This is a genomic window from Curtobacterium poinsettiae, assembly GCF_025677645.1.
Classification (GTDB): Bacteria; Actinomycetota; Actinomycetes; order Actinomycetales; family Microbacteriaceae; genus Curtobacterium; species Curtobacterium poinsettiae_A.
The window spans coordinates 1,494,698-1,517,008 of the sequence record NZ_CP106879.1 but is presented as its reverse complement, the minus strand read 5'-3'; the positions used below and the strand labels follow the sequence as shown (position 1 = coordinate 1,517,008).

Here is a 22,311-nt window from a genome sequence, read left to right as displayed (position 1 = left end):
AGGGACACGTCACTAGTGTCGGAGAGGTGACCACCGCGCTCCTCACCGACCAGTACGAACTCACCATGGTCGACGCCGCCCTCAAGGACGGGACCGCCGATCGCCGATGCGTCTTCGAGGTGTTCGCCCGACGGCTCCCGGACGGCCGCAGGTACGGCGTCGCTGCCGGACTCGGTCGGTTCCTCACCGCCCTCGCCGACTTCCGCTTCGGCGACGAGGAGATCGGGTTCCTGCGCGACCGCGGGGTCATCGACGCCGGCACCGCAGCCTGGCTCGCCGACTACCGGTTCAGCGGGGACGTCCGCGCCTACCGCGAGGGCGAGGTCTACTTCCCGAACTCCCCCATCCTGCAGATCGAGGGCACCTTCGCCGAGGCCGTCGTGCTCGAGACCCTCGCGCTCAGCATCTTCAACGCCGACAGCGCCATCGCGAGCGCCGCCGCCCGCATGGTGTCCGCCGCCGACGGCCGCCCGCTCGCCGAGATGGGCTCCCGCCGCACCGGCGAGTGGAACGCCGTCGCCGCCGCGCGTGCCGCGTACATCGCCGGCTTCGGTGCGACGAGCAACCTCGAGGCCGGCCGTACCTGGGGCATCCCGACGATGGGCACCGCCGCGCACGCCTTCACGCTGCTGCACGACTCCGAGGAGCAGGCGTTCCGGTCGCAGCTCGACGCGCTCGGCAGCGGCACGACCCTGCTCGTCGACACCTACGACATCGAGGCCGCGGTCGAGACGGCCGTCCGGCTCACCGACGGCGAGCTCGGCGGCGTCCGGATCGACAGCGGCGACCTGCCGTCCGTCGTCGCCGCCGTGCGTGCGCAGCTCGACCGCCTCGGCGCGACGGGCACGAAGATCACGGTGACGAACGACCTCGACGAGTACACGATCGCCGCACTCCGAGCCGCACCGGTCGACTCGTACGGCGTCGGCACCTCGGTCGTCTCCGGCTCCGGGCACCCGGCCGCCGGCATGGTGTTCAAGCTCGTCGCGCACCGGGACGCGGACGGCGGCGACTGGGTCCCCGTCGCCAAGAAGTCGGCGGACAAGGCGTCGATCGGCGGCCGGAAGGAGGCGGGCCGACGACTCCGCAACGGCGTCGCCACCGCCGAGATCGTGCTCACGGGGGCGCAGGTCGGTCCTGACGAGCGGCCGCTGCTGGTGCCTGTCGTCACCGGCGGCGAGGTCGACCCGGCGTTCCTCGGCACGCAGGGCGTCGAGGCCGCACGCGCGCACCACGAGCGGGCGAAGGCGGAGCTGCCCGCCGACGCGTCGCGCATCGGGCGCGGCGACCCCGCCATCCCCACCCTGGTGATCTAGCGCGCGCACGCGCGCACGCGCACTCGCACGCGCGTCCGTGGCGCGGTGTCGCTTGGTGAGCAGCAATGGTCGGGTCTGTGTGACGGACCCGACCAATGCTGCTCACGAAGCGACAGACGGACGGGAGGCCCGTGGCGGCATCGCCACGGGCCTCCCGTCCGTCTGCTGGTCGCGTCTACTCGGCCTTCATCTTCTCGTAGATGGCCTTGCAGTCCGGGCAGACCGGGAACTTCTCCGGGTCGCGACCCGGGATCCACTTCTTGCCGCACAGCGCCTTGACCGGCTTGCCGGACAGCGCCGACTGCAGGATCTTGTCCTTCTTCACGTAGTGCGAGAACCGCTCGTGGTCACCGGGTTCGATCGCTTCGTCTTCGAGGAGCTTCTCGAGCTCCCGGTCCATCACGTCGAGGCCGCCGCCTGGTTCCGTCATGCTCATGGGTCCAGGGTACGACGGTCCGCCCTCGGGCGCGCCGCTCGTCCGCGCCGGGCGATCATGGCGAGCCGCTCGGTGCCAGGTGCCAGGTGCTCGCTAGTTGCGCTGTGCCGCGGCGAGCAGGTCGGGGCCGCGGCGGTCGAACAGGCGTCCGCCGGCAGAGACCCCGATCACGAGCACGACGGCACCGACCCCGATGCCCACCAGGAGCGTCAGCACCGACCAGGGCTCCGGACCCTGCACGACGGCGAGCACCGCGAGGCAGGCTGCGGGGACCGTGCAGAGCACGATGCCGATCACCATGGACGCCTGCGCGACCGTGGCGGTGACGCCGGCTGCCTGCGGCTGCTGGAAGGGGTGGTCGCCCGGGCGCACGGTCGGGTAGGGCAGGAGCACGGACAGGACGCTCGACAACCCGAGGCCGGACAGCAGTGCGCTCGCGCTCACGCCGATGAGCAGCGGGAACGCCGCCCAGTCTCCGAACAACCGGGCGGACAACGCGGCCCCGGCGACGATCGCGGGTGCCCCCACGACCAGCACGGGCACGACACGACCGAGCCGGTCGCTCCACCCGGGCGCACCGGAGGCGACGTGCAGCCACACGGCGGTGTTGTCGTACGAGACGTCGTTGTGCGGCAGGAACCCGGCGATCAGGGCCATCAGCGGCAGCGGCACGAGGGCGGTCCACTGCCACGGCACCCCGGCGACACCGAGCGGGATGACGACGATCGGCACGAGCAGGATGATCAGGTACGACGTGCGGTACCGCGGGTCGCGGACCCAGTAGGTGAGCGCCCGGGCGGCGACGGCCGACACCGGCGCCGACCCGAACCGGTCGAACCAGCCCAGGCCCTGGTAGCGGCGGGTGCGGGCACGGTCGTCGACGGTCTCGAGCGCACGGCCGACGAGCGCCCACCACGCCCAGGCGAGGAGCGCGACGACGGCGACCGCGACGAGGAGCTTCAGGACACCGGCGCCGACGTGGCCGCTCGCGACCTCGGCGGGTACAGCCCAGGCGGCACCCCACGGGGTCCACCCGGCGACGTCCGCGACGCGCTGCATCTCGGCGCCCCGCGGGTCGAGCCAGTCGACGCGCAGCAGCAGCGCCACCGTCGGGATCGAGAGCGCGATGATGACGAGCGCCACCAGCCACCCGGCGTCGCGGGAGCGGTCCGGCCCGATCAGCCGGGAGCCGACAGTGCAGCAGACGCGGACGAGGAGCGCGCACGTGGCGACGCCGAGCAGCCCGCCGAGCACCGCGAGCAGCCCGAGACCGGGGTCGCGGGCCCAGGCGACGACCTGGCCGACCGCGACGACGACCACGCCGATCACCGGGATGCCGACGAGCCCGGCGACGACGAGTCCGATCGCCAGGCGACGGCGCCCGATGCCGAACACCGCGAAGCGCCGCGGGTCGAGCTGGTCGCTCCGGCCGACGACGAGCGGTACGACCGTGAACCCGAAGGTGATCAGGGTGCCGACGGGCACGATGACCGCACGCGCGACGTCCGGGTCCGCGTCACCGAGGGCGATGGTCTGCGACGCGACGAACACGGCGGCGAGGAGTCCGACGAGGCTGGCGAGCACGACGGCGACGGACCGGCGGGCGGTGCCGCGGACCTCGCCCGCGAGCAGGTCCGCCCTCAGCCGGAGAAGCTGTGCAACCATTCCATGCTCTCCGCGACGACACGACCGCCGGCGAGTTCGACGAACTTGTCCTCGAGGCTCTTGCGCCCCCGGACCTGGGCCATGGTGCCGGACGCCAGGACCTTGCCGCCGACGATGATGGCGACCGAGTCACAGGTGCGCTGCACGAGCTCCATCGAGTGGCTGGACAGCACGACCGTGCCGCCGCCCCGGGTGTACCGGCGCAGGATGTCCGTGATCGTCGCTGCACTCACCGGGTCGACCGACTCGAACGGTTCGTCGAGCACGAGTACCCGCGGCGAGTGGATCAGGGTCGCGGCCAGGGCGATCTTCTTCGCCATGCCGACGGAGTAGTCGGCGACCTGGCGGCCCAGCGCCTCGCCCAGCCCGAAGGCCTCGGCGAGGTCGGCGCTGCGCTTCCGGGCGGTGGCCCCGTCGAGCCCGCGGAGCGTGGCCGAGTAGTACAGGAGCTGCGCACCGGTCAGCCGGTCGAACAGACGGAGGCGGTCCGGCAGGACGCCGAGGCTGCGCTTCGCCGCCGTCGGGTCGGCCCAGACGTCGTGGTCGAGCACCGTCACCGAGCCGGCGTCGGGGCGCAGCAGTCCGGTGATCATGGAGAGGGTCGTCGTCTTGCCGGCGCCGTTCGGGCCGACCACGCCGAAGATGGAGCCCTGCCGGATCTCGAGGTCGACCTCGTCGACGGCCAGGGTCTGCCCGTACCGCTTGACCAGGCCGTTCGCCGCGAGCACGACGGGCTGGAGCGTCTGCGGCTGCTTCGGCGCGGCGGTGCGGGGCGCACGCTTCTTCGTGGCAGGCGGGGCTGCGGCGTTCGCCCGGTCGGCGTCGTCCATCGCGTCGTCCGCGTCGGACGGGACGGGAGGCGCGGCGTCGGTCCGCGGGGCGGCCTTCGTCGGGCGTTTGGTGCGTCCCTTGCCGTTGCGCGCCTTCGCGGGGCGTGGCGCTCCGGCCGTCGCGTCGTCGGTGCCGGTCTCGGTCGTTGCGTCGTCGGAGCGGGTCTCCGTCGTCGCGTCGGTGCGGACGGCCGTCCCGTCGGTCATCGCGTCATCAGTGGCGGCGTCGTCCGCATCAGTGTCCCCCGTGTCGTCGTCGGCTGCGTCGTCCTCAGCAGCCGCGGCGGTGTCCGCGTCGTCGGCGTCCCCCGCCTCGGTCATCCAGGCAGCGTCGGCCGTGGCGTACACGTCCTCGTTCTCTGCTCGCGCTGGCATCGACCCACCGTACCAACGCTCTCCGACCGGCGGGAACCGTCTCGGCCAGGGTCACGAATTGAGTACGAAGCACGCAGACCCGTACCCCGCGAGGGGGTGTTTCCGTATCATTCACCAGGGCACGAAGGAGTGTTCACCACTTGGAAACCTGCTCCAGCAGGCGATCCCGGCAGCCTCCTCGCAGCGACGACCACGTCGACGCGACCGGTTCTCGGGTAACTCGGACGTTGGAAGCGCAGACTCGACGAGGCCCGCCCGTACCCCAGGGTGCGCGGGCGGACACCAGAAGGGACCAGCATGACCACGCAGATCGTGATCCTCGCAGCGGGGATGGGCAGCCGTCTCGGCCGCAGCCTGCCGAAGCCGCTCACGGAGCTCAGTGACGGCCGCACCATCATGCAGCAGCAGTTCGACAACATCCGCGCCGCGTTCGGTTCGAGCGCCCGCGTGACGATCGTCGTCGGCTACAAGTCGGAGCACATCGTCGAGGCGTTCCCCGACGCGAACTTCGTCTACAACGAGTCCTACGACTCCACCAACACCTCGAAGAGCCTGCTGCGTGCCCTCAAGGCCACCGGCAAGAGCGGTGTCCTCTGGATGAACGGCGACGTGGTCTTCGACCCGATGGCGCTCGTCCGTGCGGCCGACATGATCGACGAGGGCCGTTCCTTCGTCAGCGTCAACACCGACAAGGTCTCCGACGAAGAGGTCAAGTACACCGTCGACGCCGAGGGCTTCATCCACAAGCTCTCCAAGCAGGTCGTCGGGGGTCTCGGCGAAGCCGTCGGCATCAACTACGTCTCCGCCGCCGACAAGCAGGCCCTCATCCGCCAGCTCGGCCGCGTCGACGACCAGGAGTACTTCGAGGGCGGCATCGAGGCTGCCATCGCCGAGGACGGGCTACGCTGGACGCCGATCGACATCTCCGACCTGTACGCGGTCGAGATCGACTTCGCCGAGGACCTCGAGCGCGCGAACAACCTGTTCGCCTGAACCACCGTCAGGACCCCCTCGGCGGTTCCGCCCGAAGGGATACCGTGACCACAGCGAGTGCGCCGACCGCGCCCGTGGCTCCCGCACCCGCGAAGGCCCGGAGCGCCGGTCGGCGCTATCGTCAGGCCCTGTGGTTGCTGACCGTTCGCGACCTCCGGGTCCGCTACTCGACGTCGGCGCTCGGCTACGTGTGGTCGATCCTCGACCCGCTCGTGATGTCGGGGATCTACTGGTTCGTCTTCACGCAGGTCTTCCACCGCGGTTCGGTCGGTGAAGATCCGTACATCGTGTTCCTGCTGTCCGCACTCCTGCCGTGGATGTGGTTCACCGGTGGCGTCTCGGACTCCACCCGGGCGTTCATCAAGGAATCCAAGCTGATCCGCTCGACCACCATCCCCCGCACGATCTGGGTGGCACGGATCGACGCGTCGAAGGGCATCGAGTTCCTGCTGAGCCTGCCGGTCCTGGCCGCCTTCGCGATCGCGACGGGTGCCCACCTGCACTGGCAGGTCGTGTTCTTCCCGTTGGCGATCGTGCTGCAGTGCGCGCTGGTCTACGGCCTGGGCCTCATCGTCGCCCCGCTCGTGGTCTTCTTCCGCGACCTCGAGCGCGCCACCAAGCTCGTGCTGCGGTTCCTGTTCTACGCGTCCCCGATCATCTACGGCACCCACGCGCTGCCGTCCGCACTGCGGGACATCGCCGCGATCAACCCGCTCACCGGCATCTTCGGCATGTACCGCGCGGCGTTCTTCCCCGGCCAGCTCGACTGGCTCGAGGTCGGCGCCTCGGTGGTCGTGACCGGCATCGTCCTGGTGATCGGCTTCGCGGTGTTCCGCCGCAGCGAGCACCGCGTGCTGAAGGAGCTGTGATGACCGCGACCGACCAGACCCGCCGCACCGAGACCGTCGCACCGGTCATCTCGGTACGGGACGCCGGCATCTGCTTCAAGCGCAACCGTCGCGCGAGCCGGAACTTCAAGGACCTGTTCGCCGGACGCGGGCGCCGCAAGCGTGCCGACGAGTTCTGGGCGCTCCGCAACGTGTCGTTCGACGTCCGTCCGGGCGAGGCGATCGGCGTCGTGGGGCGGAACGGCCAGGGCAAGTCGACCCTGCTGAAGCTGGTGGCCCAGGTCATGCTGCCCGACGAGGGCCGCGTCGACGTGGGCGCCGGCGTCGCCCCGCTCATCGAGATCACCGGTGGCTTCGTCGGGGATCTCACGGTGCGCGACAACGTGTACCTGACGGCGGGTCTGCACGGCATGTCGCGGGCCGAGATCCGCGACGCCTTCGACGAGATCATCGACTTCGCCGAGATCGCCGACTTCGTGGACACCCCCTACAAGCACCTGTCGAGCGGCATGAAGGTCCGCATCGCGTTCGCGGTGATCTCGCGGCTCGACGAACCGGTCATCCTGGTCGACGAGGTGCTGGCGGTGGGCGACAAGGCCTTCCGCGAGAAGTGCTACAAGCGGATCGAGCAGCTCCTGGCCGGCGGCCGGACGCTGTTCTTCGTCTCGCACAGCGACAAGGACCTCCGCCGCTTCTGCGACCGGGGGCTGTACCTCGACAAGGGTCGTCTGCAGCTCGACGGCACCATCGAGGCCGCGCTGGCCCGGTACGCGGCAGACTACGGCTCCTGACCGGCCGGGGTACTCCCCCTGCACCAACACCGGTATCGCTGGCTCCCTCCACAGCACCGGCGCTCGTGAGCGCCCCCGGGGTCCCGCCGTCGGACCCTCCCCCTAGCGTTCCACCCATGCACCACCCACCAACCGCGTACGCCGTCCCGTTCGCCGTCGACCGATCGCACGCACCGCGTCGGTACGATCTCGTCAACACCGGCCCCGAGCCGGTCGACGGCCTCTCCCTCACCCACCTGGGCAACGGCTACTGCCCGCCGCTCGCGGTGCGCCGCCTCGATCCGGGCCGGTCGTTGTCCCTGGCGGTCTTCGGTGCCGACCCCGAGGACACGGGAATCGTCATCGTGCGGTGGCGTCGGCCCGACCGGTCCGAGTACCTCTGGCGGATGTCACTCGTCGGGCCGGGGTTCCAGCCGTGACCCTGCGCCGATCTGCGCCTCGGCACACCGGGTGACGTCCGGCCGTCAGCGCCCGTCGCGTTCGGCCGCGACGGTCCGCCACCGCTCGAGCAGCCACTCCACGGCCTCGTGGAACCGCTCCGTGGCGGCGCCCGGGGTCGTGTCGCCGAAGTACCGTGCGACCCAGTGCTGCAGGCGCGCGAGCTCCTCGGCGTCGCTCGCGGCCGCGTCGACACGGGCGAGCACCGACGGGGCATCGGCCGCGGTCAGCCAGTTCGCGTCGCTCAGGTAGCCCCGCTCGTCGACGTCGGCCTCGGGCGAGACCGGCCGCGTGACGATGAGCGGCTTGCCGACCGCCAGCCGGTCGTAGATCATCGCGCTGATGTCGGTGATCGCCACGTCGGCGTCCGCCAGCTGCCATCCGAGGGCACCGCTGTCGTCGTACAGGTGGTGTGCGGCCGGGTCGGCGGCGTTGGCGGCGCTGATCGCCGCGACGATCCGCTCGTGCGCCGCACGGTAGGCGGGGTCGAGCACGCCGCTGCGCGGGTGCGGGCGGTACACCAGACGGTGGCGGGGTGATGCGAGCACCTGCGCGGCGATGACCGTGCCGTGCGACGCGATCGACCCGTACGCCGCGGCACCGCGGTCGCCCTCCCACGTCGGGGCGTAGAGCACGACGGTCCGGTCGTCGTCGGGGTACGGGGCCGCTCCGGCGAAGTGGTCGGCCTGCGGGCGTCCGATCGCGATGGTCCGGGCGTCCAGGTCGTAGTCCCACAGCGCCTCGGCCAGACGATCGCGTGCTGCGTCCCCCGCGATCAGGGCGTAGTCGTAGGCCTTGAACTGGTTCGTGGTCATGTACATCTTGTCGCTCTCGCCGTGGTTGACGAAGACGTGCCACATCCGCCCGTACCGCATCATCTGGAAGTTGCGGGCGTTCTGGTTGACGTAGAGCACCACCTTCGGCGCCTGGGTGTCGACGAAGTGCTCGAGGTCGACCACCTGCCGGGCGTAGACCACGGGCACGGGCGACTCGTCGAGCAGGGTCAGCATGGTGCCCGGACTCCGCGAGACGATCGCCACCGGGTGCGTTTTCGCGAGTTCCGCCAGCGGCGCGTACCACTGGCGCACCTGGTACATGTTGACCGGACCGTCGGCGAAGTACACGGCGATCTCGACCGAACCGGGCGCCGGCTCCGGCGCGGACGGCAGTCGCTGTGCGAGCTGCCGTCGGCTCCGGCGGGACGCCAGGAGTCGCTCGACGAGCCGCAGGGCGGTCCGCAGGTCGCTGATGATCGACATGGTCGTTCTCCGGGTCTGCTCGGGCGGTACGGGGTGGGCGGGGTCAGACGACCGGCGGCCGCCCTGCGATGGTCATCCGTGCGACTGTGAGCCAGCCCATCGGCCGGACAGGACCGCAGTCGGTCGACCATCCTTCACGGATCCCTCCGAACCAGGTGGCCAGCCGGCGGGGGTGACGCCACCAGCGCGCGATCTGGATCGCGGCCCACGACCCCACGTACACCGGGCGCAGCACCGCCGGCAGGTTGCGCCGAGCGAGCCACACCCGGTTCCGGGCGTTCAACCGGTAGTACTCGGTGTGCCGCGCCGGGTCGATCGCGGGGTGGTGCGCGACGAGGTCCCCGGCGTACCAGGTCCGACGGCCGGCGTCCCACACGCGCCACGCGAGCTCGATGCCCTCGTGGGCGTAGAAGTACTCGGCGCCCCAGCCGCCGACGGCCCGGTAGACGTCCATCGGCAGCACGACGGCACCTTCCCAGACCGAGAAGACCGGCGACGAGTGGTCCGGCTCGCCCTTCCGGATCCGCGGCACCCACCGGCGGGGGTTCGCGGCGCCCGTGGGGTCGACGACCCGGGGCTGCACGAGGCCGAGCGACGGATCGTGCTCGAACACCGCGATCGCGTCGCGCAGGAACGTCGGCGACGGCACCGACGCATCGTCGTCGAGGAAGAACACGTAGTCGCCGTCGACGACCTCGGCTCCGGCGTTGCGCCCGGCCGGGATCCCGACGTTCTCGGGCAGGGCCAGCGCCCGCACGCCGTCCGGCAGCCCGGTCGGCGTCCAACCGTTGCCGACGCAGACGACGTCGAGCTCGACGTCCTGCTGCGCGAGCACACTGTCCAGCCCGCGGCGCAGGTCGTCGGGCCGGGTGCCCTGCGACAGGCTCACCACGGCGACGCGCGGTCGTCCGCGGTGCACCACCGCGTGGCGGCGCACCGTTCCGGGCGCGGTCGTGTCCTCGGTCACGCCTTGACCCGCTTCGAGGCGATGATCGCCAGGAAGTGCCCGATCGTCGCGAGCACCGCGAGCGGCAACAGCGCACCGACCAGGATCCGGCTGGCGAGCGGGTCGCCGATCACCAGGGCGAGCACGGCGAAGACGAACGCGAGCATGCTCAGCTCGACCGAGTGGTACAGGCGGTGGAACGGCAGGAACCTCGCCAGTCGGCGGAGCGAGGCGAGCTTCCGACCCGACGGCGCGGTGGAGGCGTCCCGCCGGTCGACGAGCTTGTCGAGCCCGGCGTTCGCGCGGGCCACGTGCACCATGTCGTTGAGGGCCTTGTTCAGCACGATGACCAGGCCGAGTGCGCAGCCGATCGTGGTCCACATCCAGTCGGCGTCGTGGATCGGCCACGTGGCGGCCCGGATGCCGAGCGCGACCGGGATCAGCCCCTCGGTCGTGTAGTGCCCCACCTTGTCGAGGAACACCCCGGCGGGCGACTTGGTGCCGCGCCACCGGGCGACCTCGCCGTCGGAGCAGTCGACGAGCATCTGCAGCTGGCCGAGCACGAGCGCCAGCGCAGCACCCCAGATGCCCGGGATGAGCAGGGCGGCCGCGACGCTCCAGCCGACCAGGATCATCAGACCGGTGACCTGGTTCGCGCTGACGCGGGTCTTCAGGAGCACCCAGGTCAGGTACGGCGAGACGTCGCGCAGGTACAGCGAGGCCGTCCAGTGCTCGGCGTTGGCGCGGGCGCGGACCTCGTCCGGCTGGGCGACGGCCCGGAGCTCGGCGATCGAGGTCGGCCGTGCGGATCCGCGGCCGGTCGTGGGCTGGTCGGTCATTCGGTCACCGTCCCGTGTGGGTGGTCAGCTCGGACGTGCGGGTCAGGAACCCGATGATGAACCCGAGCCCCCAGCCCACGTGGATGCAGGGCAGCACGACGAGCAGCCAGAGGAGCGTCGGCAGCCCGGAGCGGCGCGCCACGGCGATCGACCCCAGGACGACGAAGAGCAGGTAGACGACGGGCACCACGAACCCGAGCAGCGCCCAGGCGAGCGGCGTGCCGAGCACGGCGCCGACGACGCCGACGAGCCCGGCGACGATGCCCAGCGCCATCGCCGCCACCATGGCCGGCGGCACGAAGTAGCGCAGGCCGTTGTTCGCCGGGAACCGACGGGCGAGCTCACCGCGCCAGAGCCCGGTGGCGACGAACTGCCGCACCAGGCGCTTCAGGCTCGGCCGCGGGCGGTACGTGACGACGAGTTCCGGCGTGAACCAGACGGTCCCGCCGGTCTGGCGCAGCCGCCGGTTGAGTTCCCAGTCCTGTCCGCGCTTGATGCCCTCGTCGAAGAGTCCGACGTCGAACAGCCGCTCGCGTCGGAACACGCCGAGGTAGGCGGTCTCGGCCGGCCCCGCGGTGCCGCCGACGTGGTGCGGCGTGCCACCGAGCCCGACACGGCTGCCGTAGGCCAGGGCGACGGCCCGCTCGAAGGGGGTCCGGCCCTCGGCGCGCATGATGCCGCCGACGTTGTCCGCACCGGACTCGAGGAGCGTGTGCACCGCGATGCGCGTGTAGTCGGTCGGCAGGACCGAGTGCGCGTCGACCCGGATGACGACGGGGTGCACGGACGCACGGATCGCGACGTTCAGCCCGGCGGGCGTCGACCCGACGGGGTTGTCGATCGCGCGGATCCGGGGGTCGGCAGCGCTCATCTCGGCGACGAGCTCGTTCGTGCCGTCGATCGACGGCCCGAGCGCGAGGATGACCTCGAACGGGCCCGTGTAGTCCTGGTCGAGCAGGCTGCCGACCGCGGCTCGGACCTCGGTGACCTCGTTGAGCACGGGCATCACGTACGAGACGCCCGGCAGGGGCTGTCCGTCTGACTGCATGCGTACCTCGGGGTGCTGGCTGGCGGCACGGGACGCACCGGGGCGGTGCCGCCCCGCAGAGCGACCATGAGCCTATCAAGAGGCCGAACCACCCACCTGCGTCGGCGCGGGACGCGCCCCGTGACGGACAGGAGGCCCGGCGCACGTCGTGCCCCGGGCCTCCTGTCCGTCGTGTGGTGGCGTCAGCCCTTGCTGTCGAACGTCCCCAGCTTCACGTCGGCCTGGCGGGTCTGGCCGTCGCGGACGAAGCTGATCGTCGTCGACGCGCCACCCGCGAAGAAGCGCACCTGCGCCGTCAGGTCGGTCGCGTCGGAGACCGACGCCGAACCGATCTTCGTGACGACGTCGCCCTTCTGCAGACCGGCCTTCGCCGCGGCACCGCCGTTGGACACCGACTTGATGAGGGCGCCGACCTGGGTGGCGCTGGCGTCCTCGGTGGCGTCGCCGACGGTCGCGCCGAGGAGCCCGTGCGTCGCCGAGCCGTTGTCCTTGATCTCGTTCGCCACCCGCTTGACCAGGTTGGCCGGGATCGAGAAGCCGACGCCGATGCTACCCGCGGCCGAGTCGGACGACGACGAGCTGCCGGCGGAGGCGATCGCCACGTTGATGCCGATCAATCGGCCCTTCGAGTCGAGCAGCGCACCGCCGGAGTTGCCGGGGTTGATCGATGCGTCGGTCTGGATGACCGGGAGCGACACGGTGGTGTTCGCGGACGAGCTGCTGCCGTTGTCCCCGTTGCCCCAGAAGTCGAAGGGACCCGAGCCGCCGTTGCCGCCCTCGTTCGAGTCGCCACCCTCGCTGGGGGCACTCGAGGTGACCTGGATGCTGCGGTTCAGGGTCGAGACGATGCCGTCGGTGACGGTGTTCGACAGCCCCAGGGGCGCACCGATCGCGACCGCGGTGTCCCCGACGTTGAGCTTCGACGAGTCCGCGAACTCCATCGGCTTGAGGTCGGTCGCGTCGATCTTGATGACCGCGAGGTCGACCGTCGGGTCGGTGCCGATGAGCTTGCCCGCGTAGATCTTGCCGTTCGAGGTCGTCACGGTGATCCGGCCGTTCGAGCTGTCGCCGTCGAGGGTGACCACGTGGGTGTTCGTGACGATGTAGCCGTCCTTGCTCATCACCACACCGGAACCGGTGCCGGCCTCGTTGCTCGCGGACACGTTGATGGTGACGACCGACGGGGTCGCCTGTGCCGCGACGGCGGTGACGACGGTGGCGGAGTCGTAGTCGTTGACGGTCAGGTTGCCGCCCTGCGACGATCCGGAGGACACGACGCTGCCACCGTCGTTGCCGGAGGAGACGGCCCAACCGGCGCCGCCGCCCACCAGACCGCCCGCGATGACCGCCGCGATGACCGGCAGGAGCAGCCGGTTCCGGCCCGAGCGGTCCTTGGTCGTCGTGGACGCCGCGGCACCCGAGGCGTCGTCGCTGAAGTAGTGGCCGTTGCGCTGGTTCGCGCCGTCGACGTCGCCGAAGGCGCTCGTGGCGGACTGCGGGGCCTGCGCGGACGCGTTCGCGTACTCGGAGGACGAGCTCGGAGCGGACGAGGACGTCGGCTGCGCGTACTCGCCGTAGCGGGGGCGTTCGGCGCCCGGCTGGCCGTACTGGGACTGCCGGCCGTACGGGTTCTGGCCCTGCTGGCCGTACTGGGACTGCTGGCCGTACGGGTTCTGGCTCTGCTGGCCGTACTGCGACTGCTGGCCGTACGGACTCTGGGCCTGCGGCGTCTGCTGGCCGTACGGCAACTGCTGGCCGTACGGGTTCTGGCTCTGCTGGCCGTACTGGGACTGCTGGCCGTACGGGCTCTGGCTCTGCTGGGGCTGCTGTCCGTACGGCGACGTCTGCTGGCCGTAGCCGCCCTGCTGCGCGCCCGAGGAGTCGCCGGAGACGGCGGGGTACGGCGCGGTGTAGCGGTCGGTCGGGTGGTCCGTCGACGACGGGATCACGTCCGTGTTGTCCGGGGTCGTGTCGTTCTGGTTCTGGTTCGGGCGACGGGTCTCGTCCGGCTGGTCGGAGTCGTTCGGCATCGACGTGTTCCCTCTCGTGGCCGCTGCTGCGGCGTCCTCACTGGCGGCAGGCGGAGCCGCATCGTCCGGACGGCGGTCGTCGCCCTGCCCGCTGGGCGTGGTGTCGGTCATGCTGGACGTGCTCCCTTCAAGCTCGTGCAGTCTGTCGCAAGCACCTGAGCGGTCCTTCTGGCGACGCTGCGAGCCACCCCTGGCGATCTTATGCGTGCGCTGTACACGGTGGCCCGGTCCGCCGCGGGACGGACAGCTAGGTTGGGGTCCGTTCAGCGCGACACGTCGTCGCCCGCACGGGAGGGAACCACATGCGCCAGGCAGGACCGTGGCTGCGAGCCGCCGACGGAGCGATGCTGCTGGGACCGGACGGGGTCCCCGCACCGACGGTGTTCGCCGAGATGAGCGCCCTCGCGGCCAGCACCGGTGCGGTCAACCTGGGGCAGGGCTTCCCCGACGAGGACGGGCCGGCCGAGGTGCTCGAGGCCGCGGTGCAGGCGATCCGCGACGGCGTGAACCAGTACCCGCCGGGCCGGGGCACCTCCGACCTGCGGGCGGCGATCGCCGAGCACCAGCAGCGGTGGTACGGGCTCGCGGTGGACCCCGACCGCGAGGTCCTCGTCACCGCCGGGGCCACCGAGGGGCTGGCCGCGACGATCCTCGCGCTGGTCGAACCCGGCGACGAGGTGGTCACCTTCGAGCCGTTCTACGACGCCTACGGCGCGCTCATCCGGCTGGCCGGCGGCGTGCACGTCACGGTCCCGCTCACCGCGCCCGACTTCCTGCCCGACGAGCGCACGCTCCGCGCGGCCTTCACCGACCGCACCCGCGCCGTGCTCGTGAACACCCCGCACAACCCGACCGGCCGCGTCCTGCCCACCGAGGTACTGCAGACGATCGTCGACCTGGCCACCGAGCGCGACGCGGTGATCATCACGGACGAGGTCTACGAGCACCTGACGTTCGACGTCCCGCACACGCCCGTCGCGACCCTGCCCGGCGCTGCCGAGCGGACGGTGTCGGTGTCGAGCGCCGGCAAGACCTTCAACACGACCGGGTGGAAGGTCGGCTGGCTCACCGCTCCCCCGGCGCTCGTCGACGCGATCACGACGGTCAAGCAGTACCTGACCTTCGTGAACGGTGCGCCCTTCCAACCGGCCGTCGCCGTGGGACTCCGGCTGCCCGACGCGGTCTTCACCACCATCGCCGCCGACCTGCGCGCGAAGCACGAACTGCTGGCCGACGGACTGACGGCGGCGGGCTTCGACGTGATGCGACCCGACGGCGGGTACTTCGTGCTCGCGGACGCCGCGCCGCTCGGGTACGACGACGCCCGTGCGTTCTGCCTCGATCTCCCCGCGTTGGCCGGTGTCGCGGGCGTGCCGGTCTCGGCGTTCGTCCGCCCGGACCGGGTCTCCGGCTACCGGTCCCTGGTGCGCTTCGCGTTCTGCAAGCGCCGGAGTGTCCTGGAGGACGCCGCCGCACGCCTGGCGACCCTCGGAGCGCGCCCCCGCGCCTGAGACGCGACCGCGTCGGGACGCGACCGACGTGTCAGGGCTGCCCCGGGCCTCCAGGCAGGGGGCGCAGTGCGACGTCGTACCGCCGCAGCGACAGCGACGGGTTCACCCGCCGGACGGCGTCGGTGACGGCGGTGTCGATCGTGGCGGCGAGCGTCGTCGGCGAGGCGCCTGCCGAGGCGACCGCGACACCCGACGGGTCGAGGACGACCGAGCCGCCGATCCCGATCGGCGGCGTCTGGCCGACCCCGACGACCCAGACGGTGTTCTCGATCGCGCGAGCGGTGAGGAGCGTGCGCCAGTGGTGCTCCTTGCCGGGACCGCGCACCCACTCCGCGGGGAGGACGACGACGTCGGCCGCTCCGGTCTCCGGAGCGGCGAGCCGTCTGGTGACCTCGGGGAAGCGCAGGTCGTAGCAGGTCTCGAGCCCGATGCGGACTCCGTGGAGCTCGAAGACCGGCAGCTGCTCCGGGTCGCCGGACGCGATGCGGTCCGACTCCCGCGAGCCGAAGGCGTCGTAGAGGTGGACCTTTCGGTACGTCGCTGCCAGGTCGCCCGACGGGAGCACCGCGACCAGGGTGTTCCGGAAGCGCTCCGGCGTGTCCGTCGACTCAGCGACCCCGACGACGAGGGCGATCCCGGTCTCGCGGGCGACGTCGCGGAGGCCCGAGACGAACGGACCCTCCAGGGGCTGCGCGGCCGCCACGAAACGATCGTCGATGTCGGCGGTGAAGTACGAGGTGTACTCCGGCGTGACGAGGAGGTCCGCGCCGCGGGCGGCCGCGTCGGCGGCGGCGGCGCGCACGGTGTCGAGGTTGGCGACTGGGTCGTCCACGGGGGCGAACTGCGCCGCCGCGATCGTGAGGGTGGCCATGGGGTGAGCGTACCCGGGGGCCTGCGGCGGGTCGTCTCGCGACCGGTCGTCTCGCGGTGGGTCGTCTCGCGACCGGGGACACGAAGAAGGCCCCGGTCTTGTTGGACCGGGGCCTTCATGTGACGCTTGGTTGCGGGGGCAGGATTTGAACCTACGACCTCTGGGTTATGAGCCCAGCGAGCTACCGAACTGCTCCACCCCGCGGCACGTTTAGAAGCCTACACGGGGCCGTGGCGGGACACAAATCGAGTGCCCCGCCACGGTGTGTCAGTTGCCGTTCTCGGCTGCCGTGGCGGCCTCGATCGCGTCCTGGAGGCGCTGGTCGGCTTCCGCCGCAGCGACCAGGTCGTTGTCGGCGTAGGCCTCCTGACGGTCCTGCAGGGCTGCCTTGGCGTCGGCCAGGGCCTCCTGCAGGGCGTCGTTGTCGGTCGAGCCGGATCCCGTCGAGCCGCCGGTCGAGCCGGAGCCCGAGGAACCCGTGTCGGAACCGGACCCCGTGTCGGAGCCGGAACCGCTGTCGGATCCGGAACCACTGCCGGAACCGGAACCGCTCGCGCCGGAGTCGCCGGCGGCGGCACCGGAGTCACCGCCGAACAGCGAGTTCAGGGCCTCGTCGAGGGTGTCCTCGAACGCGATCTTGTCGCCGAAGGCCACGAGGACCTTCTGCAGCAGCGGGTACGAACCACTCGAGGTCGACTGGACGTAGACGGGCTGCACGTAGAGGAACCCACCGCCGACCGGGAGCGTGAGCAGGTTGCCCTGCTTCACGGTCGAGTTGCCCCGCTTCAGGATGTTCAGCTCCTGCGACACGGTCGAGTCACCGTTGAACAGGCTCTGCACCTGCCCGGGGCCCGGGATGTTGTCGGTCTTCGGCATCGTCAACAACGTGAGTTTCCCGTAGTCCGACGCCTTCTCGCCCTTGCCGGCTCCACCCGCGTCGGAGTTCACCGCCAGGTACCCGGTCAGCACGTTGCGGTTGTTCGCCCCGGCGGACTGCTGCGGGATGTAGGTCGTGTACAGCGAGTACGCCGTCCCCTGCCCCGGCACCTTCATCGTCAGGTAGTACGGGTCCTGCAGGTTCGCCCTGTTGGCGGTCGTCGTCGTCTGCGCGCCGAGCGCGTTCGTCGACGTCGCCGCGGTGTCGGCGTCACTGTCCGACGTCGCCGTGCTCGTCGGTTCCTGCGGGGTGTTCCACGCGTCGTCACCCGAGTAGAACGAGTTCGCGTTGGTCACGTGGTACGTGCCGAGGATCGAGCGCTGCACCTTGAACAGGTCGGTCGGGTACCGCACGTGGTCGAGGAGCTCGGCGCTCATGCTCGAAACCGGCTTCATCGACGTCGGGAAGATCTTCTGCCAGGTCTTCAGGACCGGGTCCTTCGTGTCCCACGTGTACAGCGTCACCTTGCCCGTGTACGCGTCGACCGTGGCCTTCACCGAGTTCCGGATGTAGTTCACCTGGTCGGTGCGGTACGTCGAGGACTCGGCGCCGGCGATGCTGTCCGACAGGCTCTGGCTCTGCGAGTACGGGTACGCGTCGCTCGTGGTGTAGCCGTCCACCACCCACTGGATGCGGTGGTCGACGATCGCCGGGTAGGCGTCGCTGTCGACGGTCAGGTACGGCGCGGCCTTCTGCACGCGGGTGATCGGGTCGCGGTCGTAGAGGATCTGCGAGTCCTTGTTCACCGCGTTCGAGAGCAGGATCTGCTCCGACTGGAACTTCGCGGCGTAGACGAGCCGGTTGAAGAAGTTGCCGAGGCTCGGACCGCCGTCGCCGGCGTACGTGGTGGTCGCGTTGCCGCCGTTGTCGTCGTCGGAGCCGGACGGGTAGTCGAGTTCGACGTCCTTCGTACCCTTCGGGGCACCCACGATCGAGTAGGGCGGCGAGGTCTCACCGAAGTACACGCGCTGCTGGAAGTCGCCCAGCGCACCGTTCGACGGGATACCGGACTCGAGGAACACCGGCTTCCCGTCGCTCGCGCGCTGGTTGCCGTAGGCCGCGGTGACGCCGTAGCCGTGGGTGTAGACGAACGCCCGGTTGTACTGGGTGTTCGCAGCCGAGCTGAGGCCGTCGAGGTCGATGTCGCGCACGGCGATCACGGTGTCCTCGGTCTCGCCCTTGACGTCGTAGCGGTCGACGTCGAGCTCGTTCGGGAACTGGTAGTACTGCCGGTACTGCTGCAGCTGACTGAAGGTGTCGGAGACGATCTTCGGGTCGATGAGGCGGATGTTCGCCGTCGTCTGGGCGTCCTGCGCCAGGGCGCCCGAGCTCGCCTCGGTCGTGGCGTCGTAGTTCTGCTCCTCTACCCCGGCGACGCCGTAGGCGTCACGCGTGGCCTTGATGTTCCGCTCGATGTAGGCCGACTCGAAGGTGCGCTCCGAGGGCTTCACCTGCAGACGCTGGACGACCCACGGGTAGATGCCGCCGACGACGATCGCGGCGACGAGCAGCAGGCCCGTCCCGACGATCGAGATGCGCCAGCGACCGATGACCGCCGTGACGATGAAGAGCAGCGCGACGATCGCCGCGATGCCCGCCATGATCTCGCGGCCCGGGATCACCGCGTTGACGTCGGTGTACTGGGCACCGGTGATGAGCGAGTTCGACTTCGTCAGCGCCGCGTACTGGTCGAGCCAGAGGCTGACGGCCTGCAGCGCGACGTAGAGCGCCGCCGTGACCGCGAGCTGGATGCGCGCGGCACGGGAGATCCGGACCTCGCACCCACCGAAGCGGAGCGCACCGTAGAGGTAGCTCGCGGCGAGCGCAGCGAGGCCGGCGATGAGGACGACGGCCGATGAGTAGGCCACGATCGAGCGCCAGAACGGCAGCTCGAACACGTAGAACCCGATGTCCAGTCCGAACTGCGGGTCGGTCTTGCCGAACGGCGTGCGGTTGAAGTACTCGAGGACCATGCTCCAGCGGCCCGCCGTCGAGAGCCCGGCGAAGATGCCGAGCACCACGGGGATGCCGATCATCACGGCGCGCCGCAACGGCTCGATGACCTGCTGGTAGCGGTCGAGCTGCGAGTTGAGCTTCGCGTACACCGGCCGGAACCGGAACGCGAGCGCGATGCTCACGAAGACCGGGACCGCCATGCCCAGGAAGCCCGCCAGGAACATCAGGGTCCCGGCGATCCACCGGGTCGTGAGGACCTGCTGGAACCCGAGCTGCGCGAACCACGCGTAGTCGGTGTACAGGCTGGCGAAGATGAAGAAGGCGATCACCAGTGCGGCCAGCACGATGATCGTGACCACGATGGGGACCCGCGGCGAACGCCGCCCCGAGGTGGACGAGGTTGTCGTCACTTGATGTGCTCCAGACGTGTCGGACCGGCGGGCCCGGCTCGCGGCGGGCCGTCAGTGACTCTGATCCTATGGGACCGGACCGAGCGTGAACCTGTACGGGGACTCAGGACCGGGTCAGGAACCGCAGCGGGCGAGCTTCGCGGTGCTCTTGCCGTCGGCGATCGTCTGCAGGTCGGTGACGGCCTGGTCGAGCGTGGAGACGCTGTAGACGTCGAGCCCGTCCGGTACGTGCCCGACGACCTCGTCGCAGTTGTCCGCGGGGGCGAGGAACACCGTGGCGCCAGCGTCCGCGGCGCCGTAGAGCTTCTGCCGGATCCCGCCGATGGGGCCGACCTCGCCGTCCGCCGTGATCGTGCCGGTGCCCGCGACGTGCTTGCCGCCGTTGAGCTTGCCCGGCGTGATCTCGTCGATGATCCCGAGCGCGAACATCATGCCGGCTGACGGGCCCCCGACGTCCTGCAGACGGATCGACACCTTGAAGGGGAACTCGTAGCGCTCGGTGACGCCGACACCGAGCAGCGCCGTGCCCTGCTCGCTGCGCGGCGTCACGCGGACGTCCTTCGTCGCGCCGTCCCGCTCGACGGTGACGGTCGCGGGGCTCGCGGTGCCGTGCTGCGCGACGGCTTCGCGCAGGCTCCCTGCGTCGGCGTTGGTCGTGAGCGGCTTGCCGTCGAACGCCGTGATGACGTCGCCCTTCTCGATCGCGCCGTCGGCCGCTGAGCCCTGCTGCACGGCGCTCACCTCGAGTTCCGTGGGCAGGTCGTTCCCCTGCTGGATGAGGGCGGCGGCGACGGCCGACTGCTGCGACGCCTGCATGTCGGCGGAGTCCCGCTCGTTCACCTGCTCGGTCGTGGTGCCGCTCGGGTAGATCGCCTCGACCGGGATCACCGCCTGCGACCTGGTGAAGATCGCGCGGATCACGCTGGTCCACGACGGACGGTTCGTGGCGTCGCCCTGGATGCCGACGGTGAGCATGTCGAGGGCGCCTGCCGTCGGGTACGTCTCGTGGCCGGACACCTGGATGAGCTTGACGTCCTTCGCGTCCTTGCCCGTCCCCTGCTTCTGCGTGCCGATGGTGTCGTAGACCGGCCCGGGGACCTCGATGAGGTACGGGCTGGGCAGCAGGCTCGCCAGCAGGCCCAGCACGACCGCGCCGATCAGGAACGCCCACCCGACGGTCCGGGCACGCGAGCGACGACGGGGCGCGGGGGCGAAGAGGGTCACGCGGGGTCCTTCCGAGGTGGGCACCCGCGCCTGGCGGCAGGGTGGTCGCCCACGTCTCGCGACGGGGCTGTTCGCCCTGGGCGCAGCACTCCGGGCGTTCCCACGGGGGCATCCCAGGTGCGGCCCCGTGAGCAGCGATTAGCGTAGTCGGCATGCCTGATGAACCACAGCCGGGGCCGGACGACGACTTCCAGGAGATGCTGCGCAAGCTGCTCTCGGGCGAGGGGCAGATCGACCCGTCGCAGCTCGCCGGTGCCGCCGGTCTGCCGAACGACCCGGCCTCCGTGGCGAACCTGATGAGCCAGCTCCAGCGCGCCGCGCAGTCCGGCGGTGACGGCATCGACTTCTCGGCCACCGCCGAACGCGCCACCGCGATCGCTCGGGACGGCGGCCACCCCGTCGACCCGGCCACCTCGCAGGCCGCCGACCAGGCGTTCCAGGTCGCCGCATTGTGGCTCGACGAGGTCACGACGGTCGCCGAACTGACCGCGACCCCGAGTCTGTACACGCGTGAGCAGTGGGCCAAGGCGACCGTCCCGGTGTGGACGCAGATCGCCGAGCCGGTGGCCTTCAGCATCGCCGATGCCCTGACCGAGGCGATCGACCAGCGTGCTCCCGAGCAGCTCAAGGCGATGCTCGGCGACGTCTCGAAGGCGATGCGCGGCATCGGCGGGGCGCTGTTCGCGATCCAGCTCGGCCAGGTCGTCGGGCAGCTGTCGAAGGAGGTCGTGTCCGGCGGTGACGTCGGCGTGCCGCTCCTCGACGAGCAGGTCGCAGCACTCCTGCCCCAGAACGTCGCCGAGTTCGCCGAGGGCCTCGATGTCTCCGAGGACGAGGTCCGCATCTACCTCGCGGTCCGCGAACTCGCCCACGCCCGGCTCTTCCGGTCGGCACGGTGGCTGCGACTGCACATCATCTCGTCGATCACGGACTACGCGCGGGGCATCCACATCCCCTTCGACCGCGTCGAGGAACTCGCGGCCGACATCGACCCGACCAACCAGGAGCAACTGCGCGACGCACTCGCCTCGGGTGCCCTCATCCCGCCGCGCACCGCTGAGCAGGACGCCGCACTCGCCCGGCTCGAGACGATGCTCGCCCTGGTGGAGGGCTGGGTCGACACGGTCACCGCTGCCGCCACCGTCCGTCTCCCCAAGGCCGGGGCGATCGCCGAGATGGTGCGCCGCCGCCGTGCGGCCGGTGGCCCGGCCGAGTCGGCGTTCGCCACACTCGTCGGCCTCGAGCTGCGTCCACGTCGTCTGCGTGAGGCCGCGGCGATGTGGCAGCGGGTGACCGACGAGCTCGGCGCCGAACAGCGCGACGCCCTCTGGTCGCACTTCGACCTCGTGCCGACCTCGGACGACGTCGACGCACCCGATGCCCTCGTCGCACGGCTGCGGAATCCGTCCCAGAGCGACGAGGACGACGCGTTCGACAGGGCCCTCGAGGACCTGTTGAACGACTCGACGGGTGCGCGCCCGCACGAGGACGAGTCCGGCCGTGTGGCGGACGACCCCGAGGGTGGAGCGGACGACGAGCCGGGGAACGACACGGGCGACCAGCCCCGCTGAGTTCTCCACAGATGCCC

The 22,311-nt window shown here is 70.8% G+C and carries 18 protein-coding genes and 1 tRNA gene; 7 read left to right on the top strand and 12 right to left on the bottom strand.

Translation table 11 applies throughout. The annotated features are described in order from the left end of the window. Positions 1–26: 26 nt before the first annotated feature. Positions 27–1,316: a nicotinate phosphoribosyltransferase gene (locus tag OE229_RS07430; protein WP_209133542.1), complete on the top strand. Its 1,290-nt coding sequence runs from the start codon at positions 27–29 to the stop codon at positions 1,314–1,316. A gap of 175 nt (positions 1,317–1,491) precedes the next feature. On the opposite strand, the gene OE229_RS07425 is transcribed toward OE229_RS07430, so the two are convergent. The 3 genes from OE229_RS07425 to OE229_RS07415 all read right to left on the bottom strand — a co-directional run bounded on the left by OE229_RS07425 (position 1,492) and on the right by OE229_RS07415 (position 4,622). Beyond that, positions 1,492–1,752: a DUF3039 domain-containing protein gene (locus OE229_RS07425; protein WP_099051947.1), complete on the bottom strand. Its 261-nt coding sequence runs from the start codon at positions 1,750–1,752 to the stop codon at positions 1,492–1,494. A gap of 93 nt (positions 1,753–1,845) precedes the next feature. After that, positions 1,846–3,417 carry an ABC transporter permease gene (locus OE229_RS07420; RefSeq protein ID WP_262137231.1) on the bottom strand — a complete coding sequence of 524 codons (1,572 nt, stop codon included), beginning with the start codon at positions 3,415–3,417 and terminating at the stop codon, positions 1,846–1,848. Continuing rightward, on the bottom strand, positions 3,393–4,622 hold the full coding sequence (locus tag OE229_RS07415; RefSeq protein WP_259580772.1) for an ABC transporter ATP-binding protein: 1,230 nt from the start codon (positions 4,620–4,622) through the stop codon (positions 3,393–3,395). The genes OE229_RS07420 and OE229_RS07415 overlap by 25 nt, the downstream gene beginning before the upstream one ends. Before the next feature lie 297 nt (positions 4,623–4,919). On the opposite strand from OE229_RS07415, the gene OE229_RS07410 reads away from it, so the two are divergent. The 4 genes from OE229_RS07410 (at position 4,920) to OE229_RS07395 (ending at position 7,673) form a co-directional block, all read left to right on the top strand. Further along, a complete protein-coding gene (locus tag OE229_RS07410) occupies positions 4,920–5,615 on the top strand; it encodes a phosphocholine cytidylyltransferase family protein (RefSeq protein ID WP_110862735.1) in 696 nt (231 codons plus the stop codon). Positions 5,616–5,659: 44 nt separating this feature from the next. Continuing rightward, complete coding sequence (locus OE229_RS07405; protein WP_259362829.1) at positions 5,660–6,484, top strand: ABC transporter permease; 825 nt, start codon at positions 5,660–5,662, stop codon at positions 6,482–6,484. Further along, positions 6,484–7,254: an ABC transporter ATP-binding protein gene (locus OE229_RS07400; RefSeq protein WP_071405446.1), complete on the top strand. Its 771-nt coding sequence runs from the start codon at positions 6,484–6,486 to the stop codon at positions 7,252–7,254. Before OE229_RS07405 ends, OE229_RS07400 begins: the two co-directional genes overlap by 1 nt. A 116-nt stretch (positions 7,255–7,370) precedes the next feature. Further along, a complete protein-coding gene (locus OE229_RS07395; RefSeq protein WP_209133544.1) occupies positions 7,371–7,673 on the top strand; it encodes a hypothetical protein in 303 nt (100 codons plus the stop codon). A 45-nt stretch (positions 7,674–7,718) separates the two neighbouring features. On the opposite strand, the gene OE229_RS07390 is transcribed toward OE229_RS07395, so the two are convergent. From OE229_RS07390 to OE229_RS07370, 5 genes are all read right to left on the bottom strand, one after another. Beyond that, positions 7,719–8,951 (bottom strand): CDP-glycerol glycerophosphotransferase family protein, encoded by a 1,233-nt coding sequence (locus OE229_RS07390; RefSeq protein WP_262137230.1) that lies wholly within the window; start codon positions 8,949–8,951, stop codon positions 7,719–7,721. 43 nt (positions 8,952–8,994) lie between these two features. Continuing rightward, the gene (locus tag OE229_RS07385) at positions 8,995–9,870 is read right to left on the bottom strand and encodes a glycosyltransferase family 2 protein (protein ID WP_262140112.1); all 876 of its coding nucleotides are present in this window, start codon (positions 9,868–9,870) and stop codon (positions 8,995–8,997) included. A 44-nt stretch (positions 9,871–9,914) separates the two neighbouring features. Beyond that, entirely contained in the window at positions 9,915–10,736 is an 822-nt protein-coding gene (locus tag OE229_RS07380; RefSeq protein WP_182065908.1) for a CDP-alcohol phosphatidyltransferase family protein, read from the bottom strand. Positions 10,737–10,740: 4 nt separating this feature from the next. Beyond that, positions 10,741–11,784, bottom strand: coding sequence for a glycosyltransferase family 2 protein (locus tag OE229_RS07375; protein ID WP_111029537.1), 1,044 nt, complete (start codon positions 11,782–11,784; stop codon positions 10,741–10,743). A 182-nt stretch (positions 11,785–11,966) separates the two neighbouring features. Beyond that, a complete protein-coding gene (locus OE229_RS07370) occupies positions 11,967–13,925 on the bottom strand; it encodes a S1C family serine protease (protein WP_263345185.1) in 1,959 nt (652 codons plus the stop codon). Positions 13,926–14,116: 191 nt separating this feature from the next. Here OE229_RS07370 and OE229_RS07365 point away from each other — a divergent pair, with 191 nt between their 5' ends. Next, positions 14,117–15,325 (top strand): aminotransferase class I/II-fold pyridoxal phosphate-dependent enzyme, encoded by a 1,209-nt coding sequence (locus tag OE229_RS07365; RefSeq protein WP_209133547.1) that lies wholly within the window; start codon positions 14,117–14,119, stop codon positions 15,323–15,325. A 31-nt stretch (positions 15,326–15,356) separates the two neighbouring features. On the opposite strand, the gene OE229_RS07360 is transcribed toward OE229_RS07365, so the two are convergent. From OE229_RS07360 to OE229_RS07345, 4 genes are all read right to left on the bottom strand, one after another. Beyond that, entirely contained in the window at positions 15,357–16,196 is an 840-nt protein-coding gene (locus OE229_RS07360) for a carbon-nitrogen hydrolase family protein (RefSeq protein WP_209133549.1), read from the bottom strand. 127 nt (positions 16,197–16,323) lie between these two features. After that, a tRNA-Met gene (locus OE229_RS07355) sits at positions 16,324–16,400 on the bottom strand. 63 nt (positions 16,401–16,463) lie between these two features. Continuing rightward, positions 16,464–19,448 (bottom strand): UPF0182 family membrane protein, encoded by a 2,985-nt coding sequence (locus OE229_RS07350; protein WP_262137222.1) that lies wholly within the window; start codon positions 19,446–19,448, stop codon positions 16,464–16,466. Between the two features lie 165 nt (positions 19,449–19,613). Continuing rightward, complete coding sequence (locus OE229_RS07345) at positions 19,614–20,723, bottom strand: YlbL family protein (protein ID WP_262137220.1); 1,110 nt, start codon at positions 20,721–20,723, stop codon at positions 19,614–19,616. 152 nt (positions 20,724–20,875) lie between these two features. Here OE229_RS07345 and OE229_RS07340 point away from each other — a divergent pair, with 152 nt between their 5' ends. Continuing rightward, the gene (locus OE229_RS07340; RefSeq protein ID WP_262137216.1) at positions 20,876–22,294 is read left to right on the top strand and encodes a zinc-dependent metalloprotease; all 1,419 of its coding nucleotides are present in this window, start codon (positions 20,876–20,878) and stop codon (positions 22,292–22,294) included. Positions 22,295–22,311: the final 17 nt, after the last annotated feature.

Coding starts and splice junctions, on each gene's coding strand:
- OE229_RS07425 (WP_099051947.1), bottom strand. CDS start 1,752: ATGAGCATGACGGAACCAGGCGGCGGCCTCGACGTGATGGACCGGGAG.
- OE229_RS07420 (WP_262137231.1), bottom strand. CDS start 3,417: ATGGTTGCACAGCTTCTCCGGCTGAGGGCGGACCTGCTCGCGGGCGAG.
- OE229_RS07415 (WP_259580772.1), bottom strand. CDS start 4,622: ATGCCAGCGCGAGCAGAGAACGAGGACGTGTACGCCACGGCCGACGCT.
- OE229_RS07410 (WP_110862735.1), top strand. CDS start 4,920: ATGACCACGCAGATCGTGATCCTCGCAGCGGGGATGGGCAGCCGTCTC.
- OE229_RS07400 (WP_071405446.1), top strand. CDS start 6,484: ATGACCGCGACCGACCAGACCCGCCGCACCGAGACCGTCGCACCGGTC.
- OE229_RS07395 (WP_209133544.1), top strand. CDS start 7,371: ATGCACCACCCACCAACCGCGTACGCCGTCCCGTTCGCCGTCGACCGA.
- OE229_RS07390 (WP_262137230.1), bottom strand. CDS start 8,951: ATGTCGATCATCAGCGACCTGCGGACCGCCCTGCGGCTCGTCGAGCGA.
- OE229_RS07380 (WP_182065908.1), bottom strand. CDS start 10,736: ATGACCGACCAGCCCACGACCGGCCGCGGATCCGCACGGCCGACCTCG.
- OE229_RS07375 (WP_111029537.1), bottom strand. CDS start 11,784: ATGCAGTCAGACGGACAGCCCCTGCCGGGCGTCTCGTACGTGATGCCC.
- OE229_RS07370 (WP_263345185.1), bottom strand. CDS start 13,925: ATGACCGACACCACGCCCAGCGGGCAGGGCGACGACCGCCGTCCGGAC.
- OE229_RS07365 (WP_209133547.1), top strand. CDS start 14,117: ATGCGCCAGGCAGGACCGTGGCTGCGAGCCGCCGACGGAGCGATGCTG.
- OE229_RS07360 (WP_209133549.1), bottom strand. CDS start 16,196: ATGGCCACCCTCACGATCGCGGCGGCGCAGTTCGCCCCCGTGGACGAC.
- OE229_RS07340 (WP_262137216.1), top strand. CDS start 20,876: ATGCCTGATGAACCACAGCCGGGGCCGGACGACGACTTCCAGGAGATG.